Annotated in this window: 21 protein-coding genes and 1 tRNA gene; 15 read left to right on the top strand and 7 right to left on the bottom strand. The window is 73.8% G+C overall.

Translation table 11 applies throughout. The annotated features are described in order from the left end of the window. The first annotated feature begins 253 nt into the window (after positions 1-253). From K1Y72_RS05750 to K1Y72_RS05715, 8 genes are all read left to right on the top strand, one after another. Positions 254-1,126: a hypothetical protein gene (locus K1Y72_RS05750; protein ID WP_308286916.1), complete on the top strand. Its 873-nt coding sequence runs from the start codon at positions 254-256 to the stop codon at positions 1,124-1,126. Positions 1,127-1,136: 10 nt separating this feature from the next. After that, entirely contained in the window at positions 1,137-2,117 is a 981-nt protein-coding gene (locus K1Y72_RS05745; RefSeq protein ID WP_258571988.1) for a MauE/DoxX family redox-associated membrane protein, read from the top strand. 67 nt (positions 2,118-2,184) lie between these two features. Beyond that, the gene (locus K1Y72_RS05740) at positions 2,185-3,021 is read left to right on the top strand and encodes an STAS domain-containing protein (RefSeq protein WP_220163941.1); all 837 of its coding nucleotides are present in this window, start codon (positions 2,185-2,187) and stop codon (positions 3,019-3,021) included. Further along, a complete protein-coding gene (locus K1Y72_RS05735; RefSeq protein WP_220163939.1) occupies positions 3,021-3,398 on the top strand; it encodes an STAS domain-containing protein in 378 nt (125 codons plus the stop codon). Before K1Y72_RS05740 ends, K1Y72_RS05735 begins: the two co-directional genes overlap by 1 nt. Beyond that, positions 3,395-3,805, top strand: coding sequence for an anti-sigma regulatory factor (locus tag K1Y72_RS05730; RefSeq protein ID WP_220163937.1), 411 nt, complete (start codon positions 3,395-3,397; stop codon positions 3,803-3,805). The genes K1Y72_RS05735 and K1Y72_RS05730 overlap by 4 nt, the downstream gene beginning before the upstream one ends. Next, on the top strand, positions 3,793-4,830 hold the full coding sequence (locus tag K1Y72_RS05725) for an ATP-binding SpoIIE family protein phosphatase (RefSeq protein ID WP_220163935.1): 1,038 nt from the start codon (positions 3,793-3,795) through the stop codon (positions 4,828-4,830). Before K1Y72_RS05730 ends, K1Y72_RS05725 begins: the two co-directional genes overlap by 13 nt. Then, positions 4,827-6,563: an ATP-binding response regulator gene (locus tag K1Y72_RS05720; RefSeq protein ID WP_308286915.1), complete on the top strand. Its 1,737-nt coding sequence runs from the start codon at positions 4,827-4,829 to the stop codon at positions 6,561-6,563. Before K1Y72_RS05725 ends, K1Y72_RS05720 begins: the two co-directional genes overlap by 4 nt. Beyond that, entirely contained in the window at positions 6,560-8,143 is a 1,584-nt protein-coding gene (locus K1Y72_RS05715) for a fused response regulator/phosphatase (RefSeq protein ID WP_220163933.1), read from the top strand. The genes K1Y72_RS05720 and K1Y72_RS05715 overlap by 4 nt, the downstream gene beginning before the upstream one ends. A gap of 198 nt (positions 8,144-8,341) precedes the next feature. On the opposite strand, the gene K1Y72_RS05710 is transcribed toward K1Y72_RS05715, so the two are convergent. The 3 genes from K1Y72_RS05710 to K1Y72_RS05700 all read right to left on the bottom strand — a co-directional run bounded on the left by K1Y72_RS05710 (position 8,342) and on the right by K1Y72_RS05700 (position 11,564). Further along, complete coding sequence (locus tag K1Y72_RS05710) at positions 8,342-9,535, bottom strand: ATP-binding protein (RefSeq protein ID WP_220163931.1); 1,194 nt, start codon at positions 9,533-9,535, stop codon at positions 8,342-8,344. A gap of 354 nt (positions 9,536-9,889) precedes the next feature. Next, positions 9,890-10,519: an NAD(P)H:quinone oxidoreductase gene (wrbA, locus tag K1Y72_RS05705; protein WP_220163929.1), complete on the bottom strand. Its 630-nt coding sequence runs from the start codon at positions 10,517-10,519 to the stop codon at positions 9,890-9,892. Between the two features lie 34 nt (positions 10,520-10,553). Continuing rightward, positions 10,554-11,564: a pirin family protein gene (locus tag K1Y72_RS05700; RefSeq protein WP_220163927.1), complete on the bottom strand. Its 1,011-nt coding sequence runs from the start codon at positions 11,562-11,564 to the stop codon at positions 10,554-10,556. A gap of 170 nt (positions 11,565-11,734) precedes the next feature. Between K1Y72_RS05700 and K1Y72_RS05695 the strand changes: the two genes are divergently transcribed. Further along, positions 11,735-12,193 (top strand): MarR family winged helix-turn-helix transcriptional regulator, encoded by a 459-nt coding sequence (locus K1Y72_RS05695; RefSeq protein ID WP_220163925.1) that lies wholly within the window; start codon positions 11,735-11,737, stop codon positions 12,191-12,193. A 25-nt stretch (positions 12,194-12,218) separates the two neighbouring features. On the opposite strand, the gene K1Y72_RS05690 is transcribed toward K1Y72_RS05695, so the two are convergent. After that, positions 12,219-12,629: a hypothetical protein gene (locus K1Y72_RS05690; RefSeq protein WP_220163923.1), complete on the bottom strand. Its 411-nt coding sequence runs from the start codon at positions 12,627-12,629 to the stop codon at positions 12,219-12,221. 82 nt (positions 12,630-12,711) lie between these two features. Between K1Y72_RS05690 and K1Y72_RS05685 the strand changes: the two genes are divergently transcribed. Beyond that, positions 12,712-13,467 (top strand): M15 family metallopeptidase, encoded by a 756-nt coding sequence (locus K1Y72_RS05685; protein ID WP_220163920.1) that lies wholly within the window; start codon positions 12,712-12,714, stop codon positions 13,465-13,467. Between the two features lie 6 nt (positions 13,468-13,473). Here K1Y72_RS05685 and K1Y72_RS05680 read toward each other — a convergent pair whose 3' ends face one another. Then, positions 13,474-13,647 carry a hypothetical protein gene (locus K1Y72_RS05680; protein WP_220163918.1) on the bottom strand — a complete coding sequence of 58 codons (174 nt, stop codon included), beginning with the start codon at positions 13,645-13,647 and terminating at the stop codon, positions 13,474-13,476. A 192-nt stretch (positions 13,648-13,839) separates the two neighbouring features. Between K1Y72_RS05680 and K1Y72_RS05675 the strand changes: the two genes are divergently transcribed. From K1Y72_RS05675 to K1Y72_RS05665, 3 genes are read left to right on the top strand one after another with little or no spacing between them, the layout of a single operon-like run. Then, positions 13,840-14,682: a DUF4397 domain-containing protein gene (locus K1Y72_RS05675; protein WP_220163916.1), complete on the top strand. Its 843-nt coding sequence runs from the start codon at positions 13,840-13,842 to the stop codon at positions 14,680-14,682. Next, positions 14,679-15,272: a class F sortase gene (locus K1Y72_RS05670; protein WP_220163914.1), complete on the top strand. Its 594-nt coding sequence runs from the start codon at positions 14,679-14,681 to the stop codon at positions 15,270-15,272. Before K1Y72_RS05675 ends, K1Y72_RS05670 begins: the two co-directional genes overlap by 4 nt. 56 nt (positions 15,273-15,328) lie before the next feature. Beyond that, positions 15,329-17,149, top strand: a complete 1,821-nt coding sequence (locus K1Y72_RS05665; protein WP_220163912.1) for a WD40 repeat domain-containing serine/threonine protein kinase — start codon at positions 15,329-15,331, stop codon at positions 17,147-17,149. On the opposite strand, the gene K1Y72_RS05660 is transcribed toward K1Y72_RS05665, so the two are convergent. Beyond that, a complete protein-coding gene (locus tag K1Y72_RS05660) occupies positions 17,116-17,973 on the bottom strand; it encodes an alanyl-tRNA editing protein (protein WP_220163910.1) in 858 nt (285 codons plus the stop codon). The two genes, K1Y72_RS05665 and K1Y72_RS05660, sit on opposite strands and share 34 nt — an antisense overlap. A 64-nt stretch (positions 17,974-18,037) precedes the next feature. Between K1Y72_RS05660 and K1Y72_RS05655 the strand changes: the two genes are divergently transcribed. Both K1Y72_RS05655 and K1Y72_RS05650 read left to right on the top strand, forming a co-directional pair. Further along, positions 18,038-18,127 (top strand) — tRNA-Ser (locus tag K1Y72_RS05655). Positions 18,128-18,948: 821 nt separating this feature from the next. Further along, positions 18,949-19,629, top strand: coding sequence for a hypothetical protein (locus tag K1Y72_RS05650; RefSeq protein ID WP_220163908.1), 681 nt, complete (start codon positions 18,949-18,951; stop codon positions 19,627-19,629). A gap of 83 nt (positions 19,630-19,712) precedes the next feature. Here the strand turns inward: K1Y72_RS05650 and K1Y72_RS05645 are convergent, their stop codons facing one another. Further along, positions 19,713-20,255, bottom strand: a complete 543-nt coding sequence (locus K1Y72_RS05645) for a hypothetical protein (protein ID WP_220163905.1) — start codon at positions 20,253-20,255, stop codon at positions 19,713-19,715. Between the last annotated feature and the right edge of the window lie 580 nt (positions 20,256-20,835).

Here is a 20,835-nt window from a genome sequence, read left to right as displayed (position 1 = left end):
CCGGTGCACTTTTTCCCTCCCGCCTTCCGGCGACTTCTGACTTATGGCGACAAATCCGTCGACAGCGGGGTCACCCCGAGTGACCCTTGACTCACTGTCCTAACAGCCGTGCCGGAGAGCCGACGTGAAGCCACCCCGCTCCAGAGGTTCGCGGCGCCGCCGCGACCGCGAGGCCGCGCTGGGCGCCCCGCCGGCGCCCGGTCCCGGAACCGCGGGGCCGCGGCGCCCTCCGCAGCGCGTCCTGTCCGGGGTCGTGCTCGACGCCAGCCCGCACCTGCTGGTCCTGCACACCGCGGACGGGGAGCGGCGGCTGGCGATGACCGGGGAGACCTCGGTGCGGCACGGCGGGCTGTCCGGGGGCCTCGCCGCGCTCACCGCGGGCTGCTCGGTCGTCGTCCGGCAGGCCCCGCAGGGGCCGGCGGCCGAGCGGCTCTGGGTGGAACCCGCCCGGATCGCCGGCACCATCCTGGCGTGCGGGCGCGGCACCGTGGAGGTGGAGATGGGCCCGCACCGGGGCCGGGCCACCGTGGTGGTCCCGCCCGCCGCCCGGGGGCCGGTGCAGGTCCGCCACCCCCGGCTGGAGCCGGGGTTCCTGTTCGACGCGATCTGCGTGCGGACGCCGGACGGGCCGCGGGCGGTCCGGCCCGGCACGCCGCAGCCGGCGCACCGGGCCGGCCGCCCGGCGGCGGCGAGCCGGAGCGCCCCCGCCGCCGAGCTCGTGCAGGGCACCGTCACCTGGTTCGGCGACTGCGTGAGCGCGCCCGGCCGGGGCGCCGCCTACCCGGCGGTCGACCCGGAGGGCGACGCGGGCGGCTGCGCGGCCGCGCCGCGCGGCTGCGTGCCGCTGCCCTACCTGTCGCTCGGCAGCGAGATCGGTGTGCACAACGAGTGCGGCGGGCACGAGGGGACGGTGCCGGTCACCGAGTGCGGGTGCGCGGCGGCCCGCTGGTGCGACCGCTGCGTGGAGTGCGGGACGTCGCCGCGGGGGCGGCTCGCCGAGCTCACCCCCGAGGCGTTCGTGGCGCTCGGCGGGGACCTGGAGAAGGGCTGTTTCAACGCCGTCCTGCGGCCCGGGGCGCCCGCCCCGCCCGCCGGGCCGGCACGACGACGGGGCTGGGCATGGTGAGGACGGCATGATGAACACGGGCTTGCTGACCACGGGCGTGCTGGACACGGGCGTGCTGGACACGGGCGTGCTGGACACGGGCGTGCTGGACACGGGCGTGCTGGACACGGGCACGGCGCACGCGGGCGTGCTGGACACCGACGTCCTGGCCGGCGTCGGGAACGCGCAGGTGCCGCTGCTGGCGGCGGTGCTGCTGCTGGCGGGCGCCGCCAAGCTGGTGTTCCGCGAGCCGGTGTCCGCGCCGGTGGACGCGACCGGCCGCCACCGGGTGATCGGGGTGCCGTCCCGGGACGGCGGCCGGGTGCTGCCGTGGCGGCGCAGCCGCCGCGCGGGCGTCGCGCTCGCGCTCGCCGAGGGCGCGCTCGCCGCCGCGCTGCTGGCGACGCCGGCGCTCGCGGCGCGGGTCGCCGTCACCGCGGTCTTCTGCGCGTCGGTCTGGGTCGTCGGCGAGCTGCGGGTGCGCCATCCCGGCTCGGGCTGCGGCTGCCTCGGCTCGCTCAGCGACGAGGGCGTCGGGCGGCGCGGCGTGGCCCGCGCGGTGCTGCTCGCGGGCGCCGCGCTCCTCGCCCTCGCCGCGCCCGACGCGGGCCTCCGCGTCCTCGCCGGCGGCCCGCTGCCGCTCGCGCTGGCGGCGCTGGAGCTCGCGGTGCTCGCCGCGCTCTCCCCCGAGATCACCGCGCTCCGCCGGCGCCGCCGCAAGGTGATGCCGTGCGAGCGGCGGCCGAGCCCGCTCGCCGAGACGCTGGAGACCCTGCACGCCTCCGCCGCCTGGCGCCGGCACGCGCCCGCCGTCGGCGCCGCCGCGCCCCTCGACGTGTGGCGCGAGGGCTGCTGGCGGTTCCTGCTGTTCCCCGCCCGCGACGGGGGCGCGCCCGCCGACCTGGTGTTCGCCGTCTCCACCGCCGAGCGCGACCGGACGGTGCGGGCCGCGCTGATCCGGCCCGAGCCCGAGATCCCCGCGCGAACTCTTGCCGCACGGCAAATGAAGTGACCGGCGGGCGGTAACCTCCGGACGTGACGCACGATCAGAGCAGCATGACGTACCGGAAGTGGGACCGATGAGCGGCGAGGACGGCGGGCAGGGGCGCATCGGCGAGCTGCTGCGCGACCACAGGGAGTCGGTGCTGGACCGCTGGGTCGCGCTGGTGGTCGCGGGCCTCCGCGGCCGGCTCACCGAGGGCGAGCTGCGCGGCGAGCTGACCGAGCTGTACGGCCTGATCGAGCGGGCCGCGGGCGGCGACGGCACCGCGTCGGGCGAGCTGCACGCCGCCCTCGCCGACATCTCCCGGTCCCGGGCCCGGCAGGGCTTCAGCCCGAGCGAGACCGCCATCAGCGTGTTCACCCTCAAGCAGGCGGTCTACGAGCAGATCGAGAACGCCGGCGACCCCGCGACCTACACCGCCTTCATCGCCTTCTCCCAGAGCGTCGACGACCTCGGCCTGGTCACCTTCGAGACCTACGCCGCCGCCCGCGAGCAGGTCATCGCCGACCAGGCCGAGCAGCTCCTGGAGCTGTCCACCCCCGTGGTGAAGCTGTGGGACGGCATCCTCGGCGTCCCGCTCGTCGGCACCCTGGACTCCGCCCGCACCCAGGTGGTGATGGAGGCGCTGCTGGAGATGCTCGTCGACACCGGCTCGGAGTACGCCGTCATCGACATCACCGGCGTGCCCGCCGTCGACACCGAGGTCGCCCAGCACCTGCTGAAGACGGTCATGGCGGCCCGGCTCATGGGCACCGAGTGCGTGATCTCCGGCATCCGCCCGCAGATCGCGCAGACCATCGTCACCCTCGGCATCGAGTTCGGCGACATCGTCACCAAGGCCACCCTGGCCGACGCCCTCGCCTACGCCCTCGACCACAGCGGCGTGGCCGTCGACGCGAAGGCGGGCGCCTGATGGAGCGGGTGCCCATCCTGAAGATCGGCGACGTGCTGCTGGTGTCGATCCAGATCGACCTGCAGGACCAGAGCGTGCTGTCGCTCCAGGAGGACCTCGCCGACAAGATCGTCAAGACCGGGGCGCGGGGCGTCATCATCGACATCACCGCCGTCGAGATCGTCGACTCCTTCATCGGCCGGATGTTCGCCACCATCGCGTCGATGTCGCGGCTGATGGACGCCGAGACCGTCGTCGTCGGGATGCGCCCGGCGGTCGCGATCACGCTGGTCGAGCTCGGCCTGTCGCTCGGCGGCGTGCGCACCGCGCTGGACCTGGAGAAGGGCATGCGGCTGCTCGGCGCGGCGCTGCCCGATACCGGGGCCGGTCGCCGGTGACGACACCGCCCCCCGAGGAGCTGGCCATCGGCTCCGGCGACGACGTGGTGCGGGTGCGCCAGCTCGTCCGCACCGCCGCCGGGCACGCCGGCATGTCCCTGGTCGACCAGACCAAGCTGATCACCGCGGCGAGCGAGCTGGCCCGCAACACCTTCGTCTACGGCGGCGGCGGCGCCGTCCGGGTGGAGCACGTCGTCAACGCCCGGGGCCGCGCCGGGGTGCGCATCGCGTTTAGCGATCGTGGTCCGGGCATACCGGACGTGGACCAGGCGCTCACCGAGGGGTGGACGAGCGGGGGCGGCCTCGGTCTCGGTCTGTCCGGCGCGCGCCGCCTGGTGGACGAGTTCGAACTGGAGACAGAGGTCGGGAAGGGCACCACGGTGACGGTGACCAAGTGGACCCGCTGAGCGGGACCGGGTGGACGGTGAGCCCGCCGGTCGGCGACACCCTGTGGATCCGCGCCGAGGAGCAGAGCTCCCCGTCCGGCGTGCGCCGCCGGGCGACCGAGCTCGCCGAGCGGATCGGGTTCGCCGGCGAGCGCCTCGGCCAGGTCCAGCTCGCCGCCACCGAGGCCGCCACGAACCTGGTCAAGCACGCCTCGGACGGCGAGGTGGCCCTGTCGATCGTCCGCGACGGCACCGCCGCGCTGCTCCAGCTCGTCTGCGTCGACCGCGGCCCCGGCATGGCCGACCCGGCCCGGTCCCGGCTGGACGGCTTCTCCACCAGCGGCACCCTCGGCATCGGCCTCGGCACCATCGAGCGGCTCGCCGACCAGAGCGGCCTGTACTCGGTGCCCGGCACCGGCACCGTCACCTTCGCCCGGTTCCGCCAGCCCGGCACGGGCCCGGGCGGCACGCCGCCGTTCGCGGGGCTGACCCGCCCCCTGGACGGCGAGACCGAGTGCGGCGACGCGTTCGCCGTCCGCGAGGTCGACGGCGTCGTCTACGCGCTGCTCTGCGACGGCCTCGGGCACGGCCCGCTGGCCGCCCGCGCCGCGCAGGAGGCCGTCCGCGCGATCACCGCGGCGGCGCTGCCGGCCCGCCCCGCCGACCTGCTCCAGCTCGTGCACCGCCGCCTCGCCCCGACCCGCGGCGGCGCCGTCGCCGTCGCCGTCGTCGACCGGGCCGCCCGCCGCGTCGGCTACGCCGGCCTCGGCAACGTCGCCGGCTGGATCGTCGGGGACGGCCGCCGGCAGGGCATGATCTCCACCCCGGGCATCGCCGGCCACCAGGCCCGGTCGTTCCGCGAGCAGTCCTACGAGCTGCCGCCGCACGCCTCCGTCGTGCTGCACTCCGACGGCCTCACCGACCGCTGGAACCCCGCCGACCGGCCCGGCCTGTTCCACCGCGACCCGCTGCTCGTCGCCGCCGCGCTCATGCGCGACGCCGGCGTCCGCCACGACGACCGGTCCGTCCTCGCGGTGGCCGCGTGATCCCGGTGGCCGCCGAGGAACTGCTCCGCGTCGACATCCGCGACGAGGACGGCGTGTTCGCCGTGCGCCGCGCGGGCCGCGAGGTCGCCGCCGCCGTCGGGCTGGACGCCCAGGACCAGGTGCGGGTCGCGACCGCGCTGAGCGAGGTCGGCCGCGACCTGTACGCGCACGCCGGCCAGGTCGAGGCGGCGTTCCTGCTGGAGCGCGGCGCGGCGTCGGCGCTGCTGGTCGAGCTGCGGTTCTCCCCCGGCGCGGGCGGCCGGCCGCCGGCCGAGGGCACCCGCGCGGCGTCCCGGCTGATGGACCTGGTCGAGGAGGACGTCGACGTCGAGGACCAGGTCGTCATCCGCATCCGCAAGACGCTGCCGGCGGGCCCCGGCATGGCGGACGCGGCGGTCGTCGCCGTCCGCGACCGGCTCGGGCACCTCGCGCCGACGCGGGCGCTGGAGGAGCTGAGCGCGCAGAACGCCGAGCTCGTCGGGGCGCTGGAGGACGTCCGCCGCCAGCGCGAGGAGCTGCGGTCGCTGAACGCCGAGCTGGAGGAGACCAACCACGGCGTCATGGCCCTGTACAACCAGCTGTCCCAGGAGCTGGAGGACACCAACCGCGGCGTCGTCGCGCTGTACGCCGAGCTGGAGGAGAAGTCCGACCAGCTCCGCGAGGCGAGCGAGGCCAAGAACCGGTTCTGGGCCAACATCAGCCACGAGCTGCGCACCCCGGTGAACGGCGTCATCGGCCTGACGCGGCTGCTGCTGGACCCGGCCGCCGAGCCGCTCACCGCCGAGCAGCGCCACCAGATCGGCCTCATCGCCGACGCGGGCGGCACGCTGCGCGCCCTCGTCGACGAGCTGCTGGACATGGCCAAGGCCGAGCAGGGCCGCCTCGTCGCCGACCAGTCCGAGGTGGACGTCCCCGCCCTCGTCGCGCGGCTCGCCGCGCTGCTGGAGCCGATGGCGGCCGAGGCGGGCCTCACCCTCGCGGTGGACGTCGCGGACGCGCCCGCCGCGCTCGTCACCGACGAGACGATGCTGACGCGGGTGCTGCGGAACCTGCTCGCCAACGGCGTGAAGTTCACCCGCGAGGGCGAGGTGCGGCTCGCCGTCCGGCGCACCGGCGCGGACGGCGACGGCGTCGAGTTCACCGTCTCCGACACCGGCATCGGCGTCCCGCCCGAGGACGTCGAGCGGGTCTTCGAGGAGTTCTACCAGGTGCCCGGCACCGGCTCGGGCGGCACCGGCCTCGGCCTGCCCTACGCGCGGCGGCTCGCGCAGACCCTCGGCGGCGACCTGTCCCTCGACAGCGTCCTCGGCGAGGGCACCACGGTGACGCTGCGGCTGCCGGCGCAGCGCGAGCTCGGCGCGCTCGGGCTGCGGCACGTGCTGGTCGTCGACGACGAGGAGCCGGCGCGGGCGCTGCTGCGGCGCCTGGTCGGGGACGCGGCGCGGGTCACCGAGGCGTCCGGCGGGCACGAGGCGCTGGAGCTCGCCGCCGCCGACCGCCCCGACCTGGTGCTGCTGGACCTGCGGATGCCCGCGGGCGACGGCTACGACGTCCTCGCCGGGCTGCCCGCGGACGTGCCGGTGGTGCTGGTCACCTCCATCGACGTCACCGCGCTCGCCGACGACCGGCTGGACCGGGCGGGCGCGGTGCTGGACAAGGGCAGGATCGGCCCCGCGATGCTGGCGGACGCCGCCTGGCGCGCCGTGCGGGGCGGGAGCGGGGAGAAGCGGTGACGGCCGAACGCTGCACCACGCTGGTCGTCGACGACAACGACACCAAGCGCTACATCATCGGGAGCTGGCTCCGCCGCGCCGGGCACACCGTCGTGGAGGCGGCGTCGGCGGCCGGGACGTGGGAGCGGCTCGCCGAGACCGACGTCGACCTCATCGTGCTCGACGTGATGCTGCCCGACATGAGCGGCATCGAGGTCTGCGAGCGGATCAAGGCGGCGCCCGACACGGCCGCGATCCCGGTCATCCACATCTCGGCGGCGGCGGTGGAGGTCGCCGACCGCACGCACGGGCTGCGGCAGGGCGCCGACGCCTACATGACCGACCCGATCGACCCGGGCGAGTTCATCGCGACGGTCGACGCGGTGCTGCGCTACTACCGGGCGCGGCGGCGGGCCGAGCTGATGGCGTCGCGGATGGCCGCGCTCACCCGCACCAGCCTCGCGCTGAACTCCGCCGAGGGCTTCGACCGGCTCACCGCGATCGCCGCGGCCGGCGCCGCGGAGATCTTCGGGGTGACCGCGGCGGTGTTCATCCTGCCGCCCGACGGCCGCGGCCGCCGCACCGTCAGCCGGGTCGGGGAGCCGCCCTGGTACCGCGAGTGCCCGCCGTCCGCGCTCGCCGACCTCGGCGGCCTGCTGACGCTCGGCGACGGCACCGGCACGGCCGTCGCGCTCGTGCCGGGCGAGCGGCTGCGCGCCGTGCTGCCCGACGCCGCGACCGACGACGACGCCGCCATGGTGATGGTGCGGACCAAGCGGGGCCGCCCGCCGATCCTGGTGTGCGTGGAGGCGCGCGGCGTCCTCGACGAGGACGAGTTCAACCTGCTGCGGCAGCTCGGGCAGATGCTGGCCCTCGCGATGGAGGCGCTCCGCTCCTACACCGAGGAGCACCAGATCGCGCTGACGCTCCAGCGCAGCCTGCTGCCGGCGGGCGTCCCAGACGTGCCGGGCTGGCGGTTCGCGGTGCGCTACGAGCCGTCCAGCGACCAGGCCGAGGTCGGCGGCGACTTCTACGAGGTGCTGGACCGCGGCGACGAGGTGCTCGTCGCGATCGGCGACGTGCAGGGCCACTCGCTGCACGCCGCGACGGTCATGGCCGAGATCCGGCACGCCCTGCGCGCGTTCGCCGAGGAGGGCCACGACGCCGTCGCGATCCTCGGGCTGCTGAACGGCGTCATGCAGCGCTACCACGACGACCAGACCGCGACCGTGTGCATCATGACGCTGGACCCGCGCACCGGCGAGCTCGCCGTCGCGAACGCCGGGCACCTGGCGCCGCTCTACGTGGGGGACGGCGAGGCGCACTACGGCAAGGGCGGCGGCGTGCTGCTGGGGTTCCCGGTGGACGGCGTCGCGGTCGAGCGGACGACCGTCCCGCCGGGCGGGTCGGTGCTGCTCTACACCGACGGGCTGATCGAGGACCGCGGGGTGCCGCTCAGCGTCAACATGGAGCGGCTGCGCGTCCTCGCGCTCGGCGCCGACCTGGACGGCGACCTGGAGCAGGCGAGCGACCGCGTCATCAGCGCGTTCGGGCACCGCGAGGACGACGTCGCGCTCGTCGTGCTGCACCGCGCCCGCTGAGGGCCCCCACCCCGCGATACCGCTCTCTACGGTTCTCCCTAGACATGGCTATAAGGACGCAGAGGCGCGCGCCCATCGCGATGTCTACGGTTCTCTAACTCTTCCGCTAGAGAAGCGTAGAGAGGGACATCATGCCGCGCCGATGCGTCGCCATATGCCTCTCTAGCATTCGCGCTAGAGAGCTGTAGATTCTCCTGCTCAGGCGGTCTGGGTCCGCAGGAACGTGCCGAAGTGCGGGACGGTGAACGCGACGAGGCCGCGCTCGGCGCTGTAGATCAGCCCTTTCTTGATGAGGCCGTCGCGGGCCGGGGACAGGCTGGAGGGCTTGCGGCCGAGCTCGGCCGCGACGTCCGACGTCGCCACCGGCTCGTCGCCGAGGGCGGCCATCGCGCGCATGTAGTCGCGCTCGGCCGGGGTGGCGCGCTCGTAGCGGCTGCCGAAGAAGCCGACGGCGAGCTCGCTCTCGGCCTCGGGCGCGGCGACCCGGATGTCCTCGGCGGTGATCGGGGAGTCGGGCGCCACGTCCCACACGACCTTGGCGTACGCCTGGACGAAGTAGGGGTAGCCGTCGGCCGCCGCGTACAGCGCGTCGAGCGCCTCGGGCGTGAAGGTGACCTCCTCGCGCTCGGCGGGCGCGAGGAGCGCCACGTCGGCGGACGCGCGGTCGAGCCGGTCGATGCGCGCGTACCGGAACAGCCGCTCGGAGTAGGACTTGCTCGCCGACAGGACGGCGGGCAGGTGCGGCAGCCCGGCGCCGACGACGATGAGCGGGCCGCCGTTCTGCGACAGCTCGTGGCAGGCGGCGCAGAGCGCCGACACGTCGTCGGCGGGCACGTCCTGCATCTCGTCGACGAACAGGGCGATGCCCGAGCCGACGTCGGTGGCGACCGACGCGGCGTCGCTGAGCAGCTCGGTGAGGTCGATCTCCAGGTCGCCCGAGTCGGCGCGGCCGCGCGCTGCGGGCACGTCGATGCCCGGCGACCAGCGGTGCACGCGGGCCTTGCCCTTGGCGTCGTCCTCGGGGCCGGCCTGCGCGAACGCCTTCAGCACGCCGAGGAACTCCTCGATGCGGTCGGGCGCGCGGTGCCGGGGCGCGAGCTCGCGCACGGCCATGTGCAGGGCGGCGGCGATCGGGCGGCGGACCGACTGGTCCGGCCGCGCCTCGATCTTGCCGGTGCCCCACAGCCGCTGGATGGCCAGCGAGCGGAAGGAGTTCAGCAGCACGGTCTTGCCGACGCCGCGCAGGCCGGTGATGATCATGCTGCGCTCGGGGCGGCCGCGGGCGACGCGTTCGAGGACCACCTCGAACTGCCGCAGCTCGCGGTCGCGGCCGGCCAGCTCCGGCGGGCGCTGCCCGGCACCGGGGGCGTAGGGGTTGCGCACGGGGTCCACGGTCTCGGACTCTATGAGGCGGTATAGCTGCGGCCGTAGATTTGCGTAGAAAGCCGTACGGCGTGTCGCGCCGCGCGCGCCCGGACGGGCGTCCGCACGAGCGCCCGCGCGGGCGTCCGGACGGCAGCGCGCCGCGCCCTGCCCGGCCTCCCGGTTCCGCGCGGCCCCCTGCGCGGTCGCCGTTGCCACCATGCCGACTCCCCGGTCGAGCGCCCGAACAGCTCGAACCTGTGTTCGACCTGTTCGAACACAGTAGCGCATCGCCCCCCGCCCGTCACCCCGGCCCCGGGAAAACGCCGATGGCCGCAGCGAGCGCTGCGGCCAGGGCGTTTTCGCAGGTCAGAGCGGTGGCGGTCAGAGCCCGCCGAGGCCCTTCTTCAGCGCCGCCGCGATCTCGACGGCGCGCGTGGACTGGAACCGGACGGCGTCCAGCTCGACGTCCCCGGGCGGCACCTCGCCGTTGTTCGACACGTGGCTCGTGCCGTAGGGGTTGCCCATCTGGAACTGGATCGGGTCGGCGTAGCCGGGCGGCACGATGACCGCGCCCCAGTGGTAGAAGACGTTGTTGATCGCCAGGATGGTGGACTCCTGGCCGCCGTGCGCGGTCGCCGTCGAGGTGAACGCGCTGCCCACCTTGTTGACGAGCAGGCCCTGGCCCCAGAGCGGCCCCGCGGTGTCCATGAACTGCTTGAGCTGCGCGGCGGGCAGCCCGAACCGGGTCGGCGAGCCGAACAGGATCACGTCGGCCCACTCCAGGTCGTCCAGGGACGCCTCGACGACGTTCTGCGTGGCGGCGGCGTGGTCGGCCCAGCCCTGGTTGGCGGCGATGGCCTCGCCCGGGGCCAGCTCGCGGACCTTGCGGAGCCGCACCTGCGCGCCCGCCTTCTCGGCGGCGGTCGCGGCGGCCTTCGCGAGCGCGAAGACCGAGCCGGTCGAGGAGTAGTAGATGACGGCGACGTTCACCGGGCGGTCGAGCTCGGCCATGGTCGTATCCCCTTTTCGACGGTGATCTGGATGCTCAGGAGAGCGAGGCGTCCGCGCTGGACAGATGCGGGACCGTCTCAGCGGGGATCGTTCCCATCCGGCCGGCCTGGAAGTCCTCGAACGCCTGCACGATCTCCTCCCGGGTGTTCATGACGAACGGGCCGTACCGGGCGACGGGCTCCCGGAGGGGCAGGCCGCCGAGGACCAGGACCTCCCAGCCCTGCGCGCTCGCCTGCGGCTGGCTCTCGGCGGCGCGGAGCACCAGCGCGTCCCCGTCGCCCTGGTGGTGCGACCCGCCGAAGACGGCGAGCCGCCCCTCGTCCACGGCGATCTCCTCGACGCCGGCGGTGCCGCGGCCGGACAGCGCGTAGGCCATCGCGTTGAACTCGCGCGGCCACGGCAGTTCGAGCCGGGCGCCCGGCGCGATCGTCGCGTGCAGGTAGTTGATCGGGGTGCGGGTGACGCCGGGACCGTCGAAGCCGCCGACCGAGCCCGCGATGACGCGGACCAGCGACGCGCCGTCCGCCGACGACAGCAGCTTCACGTCGCTCGCCCGGATGTCCTGGTAGCGGGGGTCCGCCCACTTCTGCGAGCGCGGCAGGTTCACCCAGAGCTGGACGCCGTGGAACAGGCCGCCCTTGGCGACGAGCTCCGGCGGCGGCTGCTCGATGTGCTGCAGGCCGGACGCGGCGGTCATCCACTGGGTGGCGCCGTCGGTGATGAGCCCGCCGCCGCCGGTGGTGTCGTGGTGCTGGAAGGCGCCGTCGATGATGTAGGTGACGGTCTCGAAGCCGCGGTGCGGGTGCCAGGGCGTGCCCTTGGCCTCGCCGGGCGCGTACTCGACGGCGCCCATGTGGTCCAGGAGCAGGAACGGGTCGGCCATCGCCAGGTCCACGCCCGGGAAGGGGCGGCGGACCTGGAAGCCCTCGCCCTCCAGGTGGCGGGCGGCGGTGACGACCTTGGCGACGCGGCGCCGGCCGGTCTCGGTGCCGGACAGGTGCGGCAGGCGGGGCAGCGCCATCGGGTCGGCGGTCACGGCGGGCATCGCGGTCTCCCTCGGGTTCGTCCCGCGCCGCCCGGTGGAGCGGCGCGCTGACCCCTGCAACCTGATTGAATCTTAAACTATTCCCGGGGGCGGGGGCGCCGCGCGGGACCGGCGCGCGGGCCGGCACCCCCTCATAGTTGAAAGTTCAATTTCCGCGTATACTGGCCCGCATGAGCGAACCGCGCTGGCTCGATGCCGCACAGCAGCGTGATTGGCGGGCCTTCGTGGACGGCAGCGTCCGCCTCACCGAGGTCATGGACCGCGACCTGAAGTCCCGGCACGGGCTGTCGCTGTCGGAGTACGAGATCCTCGTCCGCCTGTCGGAGGCCCCCGAGCACCGGCTGCGCATGGCCGAGCTCGCCGAGCACGCCAGCCAGTCCCGCAGCCGCCTGTCGCACACCTGCTCGCGGCTGGAGGCCAAGGGCCTGGTGAAGCGGGCGGGCTGCCCCGGCGACAAGCGCGGCGTGTACGCCCACCTCACCGGCGAGGGCTTCGCCGCGCTCGACCGGGCCGCGCGCGACCACGTCGAGACGGTCCGCGCGTACCTGGTCGACGTCATCGCCCCCGGCGACCTGGCGGCGCTCGGCCGCGTGTTCCGCGCCGTCATCGCGCGCATCGACGAGGGCTGAGGCGCGCCCCGGGACCGGGCCGCCGTCACGGGCCGATGCCGGTGAGGAAGCCGACCGACACCAGGGTGAGGAACAGCCAGCAGGTCATCATCCCGTAGCCGAACGGCCGCCAGGCGCCGCCGACCTTCCAGGCGAGCAGCCCGCCGAGCCCGAACGCCAGCACCAGCAGCGTGACCATCTGCGGGGTGGTGCTCGGGCGGTCGCTCATCATGACCGGCGCCCACATCATCACCAGGTCGACGAACAGGAAGGTGCCGAACCCGGCCGCGCCGGCGCGCAGGTCGCGCGCGGCGGGCGCCCGGACCTCGGGCCGGCGCACGTGCACGCGGGGGCCCGCGCCGGGGGCCTCGCGCTCGACGCTGGACGCCACCGCGAAGATGTCGTCCTCCAGGCTGTGGCTCTCCTTCGGGAGCCCCGCCTCCTGCGAATCCGCCATACCGGCTCCTTCGGCCTCTCCAACGCACCGTAGCGAATCGGGGGTCCGACGCGAAGTGATCACGCCGTGTCATCCTGCTGTCATGCCGAGCCGACTTCCGCTGCGCGCCGCAGCCTTCGCCACCGCCCTGGCCACCGCGACCGGCTGCGGCCAGGGCGGTTCGGACTCCGGGGCCTCCTCCTCCGCGACGCCGCCCACCGCGTCCGGCAGCGCGTCCGGGAGCGCCTCGCCGGGCGCGTCGTCCGCCTCGCCCTCGCCGTCGGGGACGCCCGCGTTCGCCGCGCGGATCGTCCGGGTGGACGCCGGCGACCTCCCCCACTCCTGGCGGCGGGGCTGCCCGGTGGCGCCGTCCGGCCTGCGCATGATCGAGATGACCTACTGGGGCATGGACCACCGCGCGCACACGAACGGGCGGCTCGTCGTCAACGCCAAGGCCGCCGCGGACCTCGTCAAGGTCTTCCGCACGCTGTACGGCCAGCGGTACCCGATCCACCGGATGGAGCCGGTGGACGCCTACAAGGGCAGCGACTACGACTCGATCGAGGCCGACAACACCTCGGCCTTCAACTGCCGGAACGCGACCGGCAGCGGCAACTGGTCGCAGCACGCCTACGGCCTCGCCGTCGACCTCAACCCGTGCGAGAACCCCTACGTGGACTCCAGCGGGCACATCGACCACAAGGACTGCGTGAAGTTCGGCGACCGGAGCCGGCGCGACCCGGGCCTCATCCACGCCGGCGACCGCACCGTGAAGGCGTTCCGGGCGATCGGCTGGGGCTGGGGCGGCACCTGGAGCGGCATCAAGGACTACCAGCACTTCTCCAGCACCGGCCGCTGACCCCTCTTAGAGGGCGAGGAGGAGGCCGACCACGGCGGCGGCGACCACGATCACCACGACGGCGATGCCGGCGAGAAAGGCGGCGCTCGGGCCGGACTTTTCGGCCTGCTGCTGTTCCTGATTGGCGAAGGCCCGGAACTGGTGCGTGGTTCCGGCCGGATCCTGGGGGGTCTCTGACATGGCGATGACTGTAACGGATGACTTCCGTGCGGATAGTGGCGTTTGTGGGGTTAATGCGGCCGCATGACGCCATCCTTCCTCACGCTATGTGACGTTATCTGTTTGAAAGCGTGAACACATTGCCGCCCGGGGCGCATTGTGCTGGTATGGCCACTCTCGGTTGTCGTCCTCGCATCGATCGGTGGAGTGACCATGCGCAACACCGTCCCCCACGCGCGCACCTGCGCCGTCCTGCTGGCGGGCACCGCCCTCGCCGCCGTGCCCGCCGCGCCGGCCGCCGCCGCCCCGGGCCAGGGCTACGTCCGGCTCGCGCACCTGTCGCCGGACACGCCGGCGGTGGACGTCTACCTGTACGCCGAGGGCGCCAAGAACCCCAAGCTGGTGCTGCGGCACGTCGCCTACGGCGCGCTCTCGCCCTACCAGCGGCTCGGCGGCGGCCGGTACACCGTCGCGATGCGCCCGGCGGACGCGTCCGCCGCGTCCAAGCCGGTGCTGTCCGCGCACGTGCGGGTGCGCGCCGGCGCGTCCTACACCGTCGCCGGCATGGGCCCCTACAAGGGCATCCGCCTCGACGTCCTGCACGACACCGCGACGCTGCCCGCCGGGCGGACCGGGCTGCGCGTCATCGCGGCCTCGCTGAAGCACCCCGACCTGAAGGTCGCCGCGGGCGGCCGCACGCTGATCCCGCAGGTCCGGTTCGGCACCGCCACCCCGTACCGGACGCTCGCGCCCGGCAAGGTCGCGGTCAAGGTCGCGGCGCCCGGCGCCAGGGCGTCCACCCGCGTCGCGCTCGCCGCCGGGACGGTGCACACCGTCATCGCCCTGGACGGCGCCAAGGGCCTCCGCCTCCTCGACCTGCGCGACGCCGCCAAGGCCGCCGGGACGGCGCCGCGCGGCGGCGTCGACACCGGCCTCGGCGGCACCGCCACCGCCGGCTCCGCCGCGGCGGCGGGCGCCTCGCCCTGGTGGCTCGCCGCGCCGGCGCTGCCGTTCGGCCTCGGGCTGTACGCGCTGAGGCGGCGGCGCGCTTCGTGATCCGCCGCGCCCTCGCCGCCGCGCTGTGCGCCCTGCTCGCCGGCGGGTGCGGCGCGCGTCCCGGCCCGGACGCCGCGGCCACGCCCACCGGCTGGCGCCCGGTGCCGGGCCAGGTCGCGGTGCCGCCGTCCGCCGCCCCGGCCGTCCGGCACGGCGCGCCCGTCGAGCTGGCCGTCCCCTCGATCGGGGTGCGGACCCGGCTGGAGCGGCTGCGCACCGACGCCCGCGGGATCCTCGGCACGCCCCGCGACCCGATGAAGGCGGGCTGGTACGCGGCGGGCGTCCGGCCCGGCGACCAGGGCCCCGCCGTCATCGCCGGCCACGTCGACTCGCGCACCGGCCCGGCCGTCTTCGCCCGGCTCCGCGAGCTGCGGCCGGGCGCCGCCGTCCGGGTGCGCGACGCCGCCGGGGCGTGGACCGCCTTCACCGTCGACGCGGTGCGCAGCGCCCCGAAGGCGGCCTTTCCCACGGCGGAGGTCTACGGGGCGACGCCGGACGCGCAGCTGCGCCTCATCACCTGCGGCGGCGCCTTCGACCGGGCGCGCGGACACTATGTGGAGAACGTCATCGTCTATGCCACAATGGCTTGATCAATAGGACCTTCCCGGTTCTATTTTTACGCCCTATCGACCGATAGCGTGGGTTTATGGCGGACGGCCAGGACCGGGTGATCGCCGGTCAGTACCGGTTGACGAGCGAGATCGGCCGGGGCGGCTTCGGCATCGTGTGGCGCGCCGAGGACGAGCGGCTGCACCGCTCCGTCGCGGTCAAGGAGCTGTTCCTGCCGACCTACCTCGACGCCGGGCAGCTCGCCGAGCGCCGCCGCCGCAGCCTGCGCGAGGCCCGGTCCGCCGCGCGCATCGCGCACCCGTCCGCGGTCACCGTCTACGACGTCGTCGAGCACGAGGACTCGCTCTTCCTGATCATGGAGCTGATCGACGGCGAGGCGCTGAACGCCGTCGTGCGCCGCGACGGCCCGCTGCCACCGCGCCGCGTCGCCGAGATCGGCCTGTCGGTGCTGGAGGCGCTGCGCGCCGCGCACGCCGCCGGCGTCGTCCACCGCGACGTCAAGCCGAGCAACGTGCTGATCGGGCCGAAGCGGGTCGTGCTGTCGGACTTCGGCATCGCCACCATCGACGGCGAGGCGTCCCTGACCAGCTCCGGGTTCGTCATGGGCGCCCCCGCCTACACCGCGCCCGAGCGCGCGCGCGGCGAGGCGGCCGTCCCCGCGTCCGACCTGTGGTCCCTTGGCGCGACGCTGTTCTACGCCGTCGAGGGCAAGCGCCCGTACCCGGGCGCCAACGCCAACGCGGTCTTCCACGCGATCCTGAACGGGTCGCCGGAGAAGACGCGCCGGGCCGGCCCCCTCGCCCCGATCATCCGCGGCCTGCTGCGGATGGACCCCGCGGACCGCCTCACCCCCGACCAGCTGTCGACGCTGCTCCGCGACGTCGCCGAGGACCGCGTCCCCGTCCTCGGCGCGGTCCCGCCCGCGCGCCGCCGCGCCCGCCGCGCCCGCCGCCTCGCCGCCGCCCTGCCGGCCCTGGCCGCCCTCGTCGCCGCCGCCGGATTCCTCTGGCCCCGCCACCCCGACCGCGCCGCACCGGCCCCGACCGCCGCGACGACCCCGTCCCGGCTCCTCGCGACGCTGCCCACCGGCGGCCAGGTCTCGACGCTCGCGATCAGCGGCGACCTGCTCGCGGCGGGCGGCGAGGACAAGGGCGTCCGCCTCTGGAACCTCCAGGACAACCAGCCCCTCCCCGTCCTGCGGGGGCCGGTCAGCAACATCTGGACCACCGCGTTCAGCCCCGACGGCTCCACCCTCGCCGCCGGCGGCTACGACACGGTCGTCTACCGGTGGGACGTCGCCACGCGCCGGCCGAAGGCGCGGCTGAAGGTGGGCGACGGGATCAGCTCCCTGTCCTACAGCCGCGACGGCCGCACCATGGCCGTCGGGACCACCGAGGACGTCCAGCTCTGGGACGCCGCCTCCGGCAAACGCCTCCGCACGCTGAGACCGGGCGGCCAGACCTCCTTCATCACGGCCTACTCGCGGCGCTCCTGGCTCGGCGTCGTCGGCCCCGGCACCGTGCACATGCTGCGCGCCTCCGGCCGCGACACCACGCTCGGCGACACCGGCTCCTACCCCTTCTCCCTGGCCTTCGACCCGGCCGGCACCACCGTCGCCGTCGGCACCATGAACGGCCGGATCACGCTGTGGAACTGCGACACCGGCAAGCGCCTCGGCACGCTCAGCACCGACGGCACCGTCTTCGCGATCGCCTTCAGCCCGGACGGCTCGACCATCGCCACCGGCTCGGGCAAGACCATCACGCTGTGGAACGCCGCGACGCGCGAGCGCGTCGCGTCCTGGACGACGCCCGCCGCCGTCGGCGCCCTCGCCTACCGGCAGGGCGAGCTGATCAGCGGCGGCTACGACAGGACCGTGCGCATCTGGCGCGTCTGAGTCGTCACCGCCAGCTCCGCGCCGTCCAGCTCCAGCCGCGCCGCCACCCCGCCCAGCTCCCCGAGCCGCCGCACGTGCGTGCCGCCGCACGGGATCCCCGCGGTCCCCTCGGGCAGCTCGCACCACCACACCCGCCGCGCCGCCAGCTCCGGCGACGGCACCTCGATCCGCACCGGCGCGTCCGCCGCCACCCACGCGGCCAGCCGCGCGTTGACGTCCGCCTCGACGCCCGCGAGGTCGTCCGCCACGAACCCCTTCTTGCGCAGCGACTTGCCGATCCGGTACACGTCCCGGCTGCCATCGGGCACGATCCGCGACGACACGATCGCCGCCTTGTCGAAGTCGGGGTGGCCGAGCCCGTCCGCCTCGACGTCCTTGCGCCAGTGCCCGGCGAGCGCCGCGTTCAGCGCGAGCGCCATCAGGTGGCAGCCGGTGTGCCCGGCCGACAGGGCGTCCCGCCGCTCCTCGTCCACCAGGAGCAGCACCTCGGTCCCCTCGGCGACCTCCTGCTCCACCACGTGGACGACGACCCAGTGCCACCCGTCCGCGCCCCGCCGCACCGGCACGTCCGCGCCGACCAGCAGCTCGCCGTCCCGCACGGCCCCGGTGAGGCAGTCCACGACCGGCATCTCCCACCCGGCGTCCCGCAGCACCCCGGTGTCGGCGGGCTGGTCGGGCCAGGCGTGGTCGAGCGGATGGAACGGCGTCCGCTCCACGACCACCCCGAACCCCCCGTCCAGCGGCACGCTCGCGACGACCACCGACCGCCCGTCCACGGCCCCCGCCGGGAACGTCACCTGGGTCGATCCCCCGATTTCCCCCATGTCCCCGACGCTAGCAGTCACCCACCGGCCCCACCCGACCCGCTATCGTGGTGACCGCTCGCCGGGAGGCTTCGCATAGTGGACGAGTGCGGCGGTCTTGAAAACCGCTGGGCCGGTGACCCCGGTCCCGTGGGTTCGAATCCCACAGCCTCCGCCCACCAGCATCACCTCAGCTCAGACCCCCTTTAGGGGCGTGCGCGCCCGCTCGGCCCCTGCTCGCGGGATATACGCGGGATGAAAACCCGACGTCTCCGCAGGTCAGCCTAGGAAGTCGAAGAAGCCCCGGGATGACCGGAGCCGCTGACGGTGGCCGGGATCAAGGAGTGGCCGCGTGGGCGCCGGTCACCAGGAGACGCGCGCCTGGCCGCGCGTCCTGCAGCTCCCGTCGGCCGAGCCGGTCACGCGTGCGTCGCCGAACTGGACGGGGCGAGCGCGAACCAGGGGCTACGTCGCCCCTTGGACCCCGCGCCCCGAAGCACTCGTTCGCACGATGCCGTCTGTCTCGCCGTCCGCGCGAACGAGCACTCCGGCATGTCGGGGTGTTCGTTACGGCCCCTGTTCCTGGAGGGCCGCAGGCTCCATGATCCGGAACATGTGCGGAACACCCGAGGGTCAGGAGCACGGATCCTGGAGGTTGGGAGCAGGGCAGCGCCCTTTGAGCCGTGACCGCATTCAGTAGTCTGGCTGCGTTGGAGACCGGTCTGAGCACCCGTCAGGGTCCGCGGCTCAGGGAGGGTGGGTGCGGAACCATTCCCGGATACGTCTCGGAGCAGGCAGAATCCCATGTCCCCCCTCCCCGCCAGGTCAAGAGCGGGTTCCCTCACAGGACATACGCGGGATGGCAGCCGCCCCAGCGGGGGCTTGACCCGGCTTTGCAGACGCTGTGACGAGACCGTTCCTCTCACCGCGCCGTGCCGCTTCTGCGGCGACGATCCCATGTCGGCTTCAACCGACGGATCATCGGATCTGCTGCGTGTGAGCGAACTTCGCGCCGTCTGCCAGTTCATCGTCGTCATCGATCGCGGCCCTGACCTTCCCTTCATCGTCGCCAGCCGCGAATGCGACAAGCCGAGCGGCATCCTTTCCCTGATCGCTATCAAGCTGTCGCACGTCGGTTCGGCCCGGCTGCTGTCCGAAGGCCTGGCCGGCTTCACCATCCCTTCTTCCAAGATCCAAGACGATCCTGCGGCGCCCGGTGCGGACAATGCGGCCAAGGCATGGGAAGCCGTGAAAGACCTTGTCGTCAACGAGGCCAAGCGCCTGCTTCCCCTTGGACAGCAGGAACTGCTGACCGTGGGTTCTGCGGCTCTGGACGTCATGGCCGCTACCAGCGACGACGAAGCATGCGCGGCGCTGGTCGGCTATGCCCTGAAAATAGTGGTGGGAGCGATGTGCGCCCATGCCTCATTCGGCGTTGCGACACCCCTGATCTCCTTCATCGACGCCCTCGTCGACTCTCTGTCCGAACCCGCCACCGCCACGGACCGGCAGCAAGCCGAAGACATGGCCGCTCGTGCAGAGGGACTCGACGCGGGCAGCCGCGACCGTCAATCCGCTGAAGTACTCGCCCCCTGCTTCGAGGACGACGCCTGCACGGCCACCGACCCCTCAACGATCAGCATGCAAAGGGCGCACGACGCCATCAGCGCTTACTGACCGTTCGCGTGGATTCGGCGCGGCGACGAGCATCACCCGAATGTTGTGGCGAACTCCGGCCGAACGGAGCAGCGGGCCGGAAGCTAGTAGGCGGTTCCTTCGAACGTCGCGGTCGGGTACTCGGCTCCGGGTGCGACCTCGACGGCGATCGTCTTGAACGCGGCCTTGGACGGGACCGTGAACATCTGCTTGAACGTCGCGGTCCTGGCCGGCGAGAGGCTTCCGTCGGCGAGGGAGTCGTATCCGTCCTGGTAGACGCGTTCGCTGTCGGTGCCGTCGTCTCCGGCGCGGACGGTGACGGTGAGGTCGCCCATGTCGAAGCGGGCGCCGGTGCCGTTGCGGAGCTGGACGAACACCACGACGGCGGGGCCTCCTGGGTGTCCGCCGGCGGAGGTGTCGGAGATGGTGCCGCGCTCGATACGGGAGACGCGGAAGTCCAGACCGTCGGAGGCGTGCGCCCACTGGCCCACGGTCGTTGTCCGGTCGTCGCTCTCCGAGGGCGAGGGCGCCGCCGCTTCGGTGGCGGGGCTGCCGCTGGAGGGCGCCGCGGCGGTGGTCTTGGTGTCGGCGCCACAGGCAGTGAGGGTGAGCGCGGCGACGGCAACGGGCAGGATGCGTGTGATCAAGTCGGCTCCATTAATGTGCGGCATTGCAGATGTGACGGACGGATCACGTTCCGCGTTCGCGTCCGTGACCATCCCGTCACGATCCAGACACCCGCGAGACCCTCTCTCAGGTCCCGCCCGCGTAGCACTCGGACGTTCACCGGCAGCTCTGGCAGCATGCGCCAGCACATCGCGGGCGTCGCAGTGCGCGCTGCTGGTGCGGCAGCGGTTCCCCACATCAAGAGCCGGGTGAGCGCCCTTAAGGTGAAGCTGAGCCGCCGAGCCAAGGAGCCCGCCGACATCGAGGACCTCGCTCCGCTCACGGTCGTTGCGCGGGACGAGCCAACGATCCCTGACGCTCCCCAACTGCGCGCCGCCTAGTCCTTTCAGTGTTGGCGAAGGTGATCGCCGCTGCGCCGACTCTTCTGAGCACGTTGCCATCGTGGAAACGACATGGGAACAGCCGGCACGACCTATGACCTCCTGTCACCGAGGATCATTCATCAGGTTTCTGGACAGGCGATGCAGCGCTGCGGCGCGTTGCAGGAGACGCCGGATCAGCGGCTGATCGGTTTCGAACCGCTGGGCCGGTGGCTCCCGG

The organism is Actinomadura parmotrematis, assembly GCF_019458805.1.
In the GTDB taxonomy this organism is placed as follows: domain Bacteria; phylum Actinomycetota; class Actinomycetes; order Streptosporangiales; family Streptosporangiaceae; genus Spirillospora; species Spirillospora parmotrematis.
This window is presented reverse-complemented; position numbering and strand designations above follow the sequence as displayed.

What these genes read in the sequence shown, in the direction of transcription:
- K1Y72_RS05745 (WP_258571988.1), top strand. Translation starts at nt 1,137, where the DNA reads ATGAACACGGGCTTGCTGACCACGGGCGTGCTGGACACGGGCGTGCTG.
- K1Y72_RS05660 (WP_220163910.1), bottom strand. Translation starts at nt 17,973, where the DNA reads ATGGGGGAAATCGGGGGATCGACCCAGGTGACGTTCCCGGCGGGGGCC.
- K1Y72_RS05680 (WP_220163918.1), bottom strand. Translation starts at nt 13,647, where the DNA reads ATGTCAGAGACCCCCCAGGATCCGGCCGGAACCACGCACCAGTTCCGG.
- K1Y72_RS05665 (WP_220163912.1), top strand. Translation starts at nt 15,329, where the DNA reads ATGGCGGACGGCCAGGACCGGGTGATCGCCGGTCAGTACCGGTTGACG.
- K1Y72_RS05700 (WP_220163927.1), bottom strand. Translation starts at nt 11,564, where the DNA reads ATGCCCGCCGTGACCGCCGACCCGATGGCGCTGCCCCGCCTGCCGCAC.
- K1Y72_RS05735 (WP_220163939.1), top strand. Translation starts at nt 3,021, where the DNA reads ATGGAGCGGGTGCCCATCCTGAAGATCGGCGACGTGCTGCTGGTGTCG.
- K1Y72_RS05695 (WP_220163925.1), top strand. Translation starts at nt 11,735, where the DNA reads ATGAGCGAACCGCGCTGGCTCGATGCCGCACAGCAGCGTGATTGGCGG.
- K1Y72_RS05675 (WP_220163916.1), top strand. Translation starts at nt 13,840, where the DNA reads ATGCGCAACACCGTCCCCCACGCGCGCACCTGCGCCGTCCTGCTGGCG.
- K1Y72_RS05690 (WP_220163923.1), bottom strand. Translation starts at nt 12,629, where the DNA reads ATGGCGGATTCGCAGGAGGCGGGGCTCCCGAAGGAGAGCCACAGCCTG.
- K1Y72_RS05740 (WP_220163941.1), top strand. Translation starts at nt 2,185, where the DNA reads ATGAGCGGCGAGGACGGCGGGCAGGGGCGCATCGGCGAGCTGCTGCGC.
- wrbA (WP_220163929.1), bottom strand. Translation starts at nt 10,519, where the DNA reads ATGGCCGAGCTCGACCGCCCGGTGAACGTCGCCGTCATCTACTACTCC.
- K1Y72_RS05685 (WP_220163920.1), top strand. Translation starts at nt 12,712, where the DNA reads ATGCCGAGCCGACTTCCGCTGCGCGCCGCAGCCTTCGCCACCGCCCTG.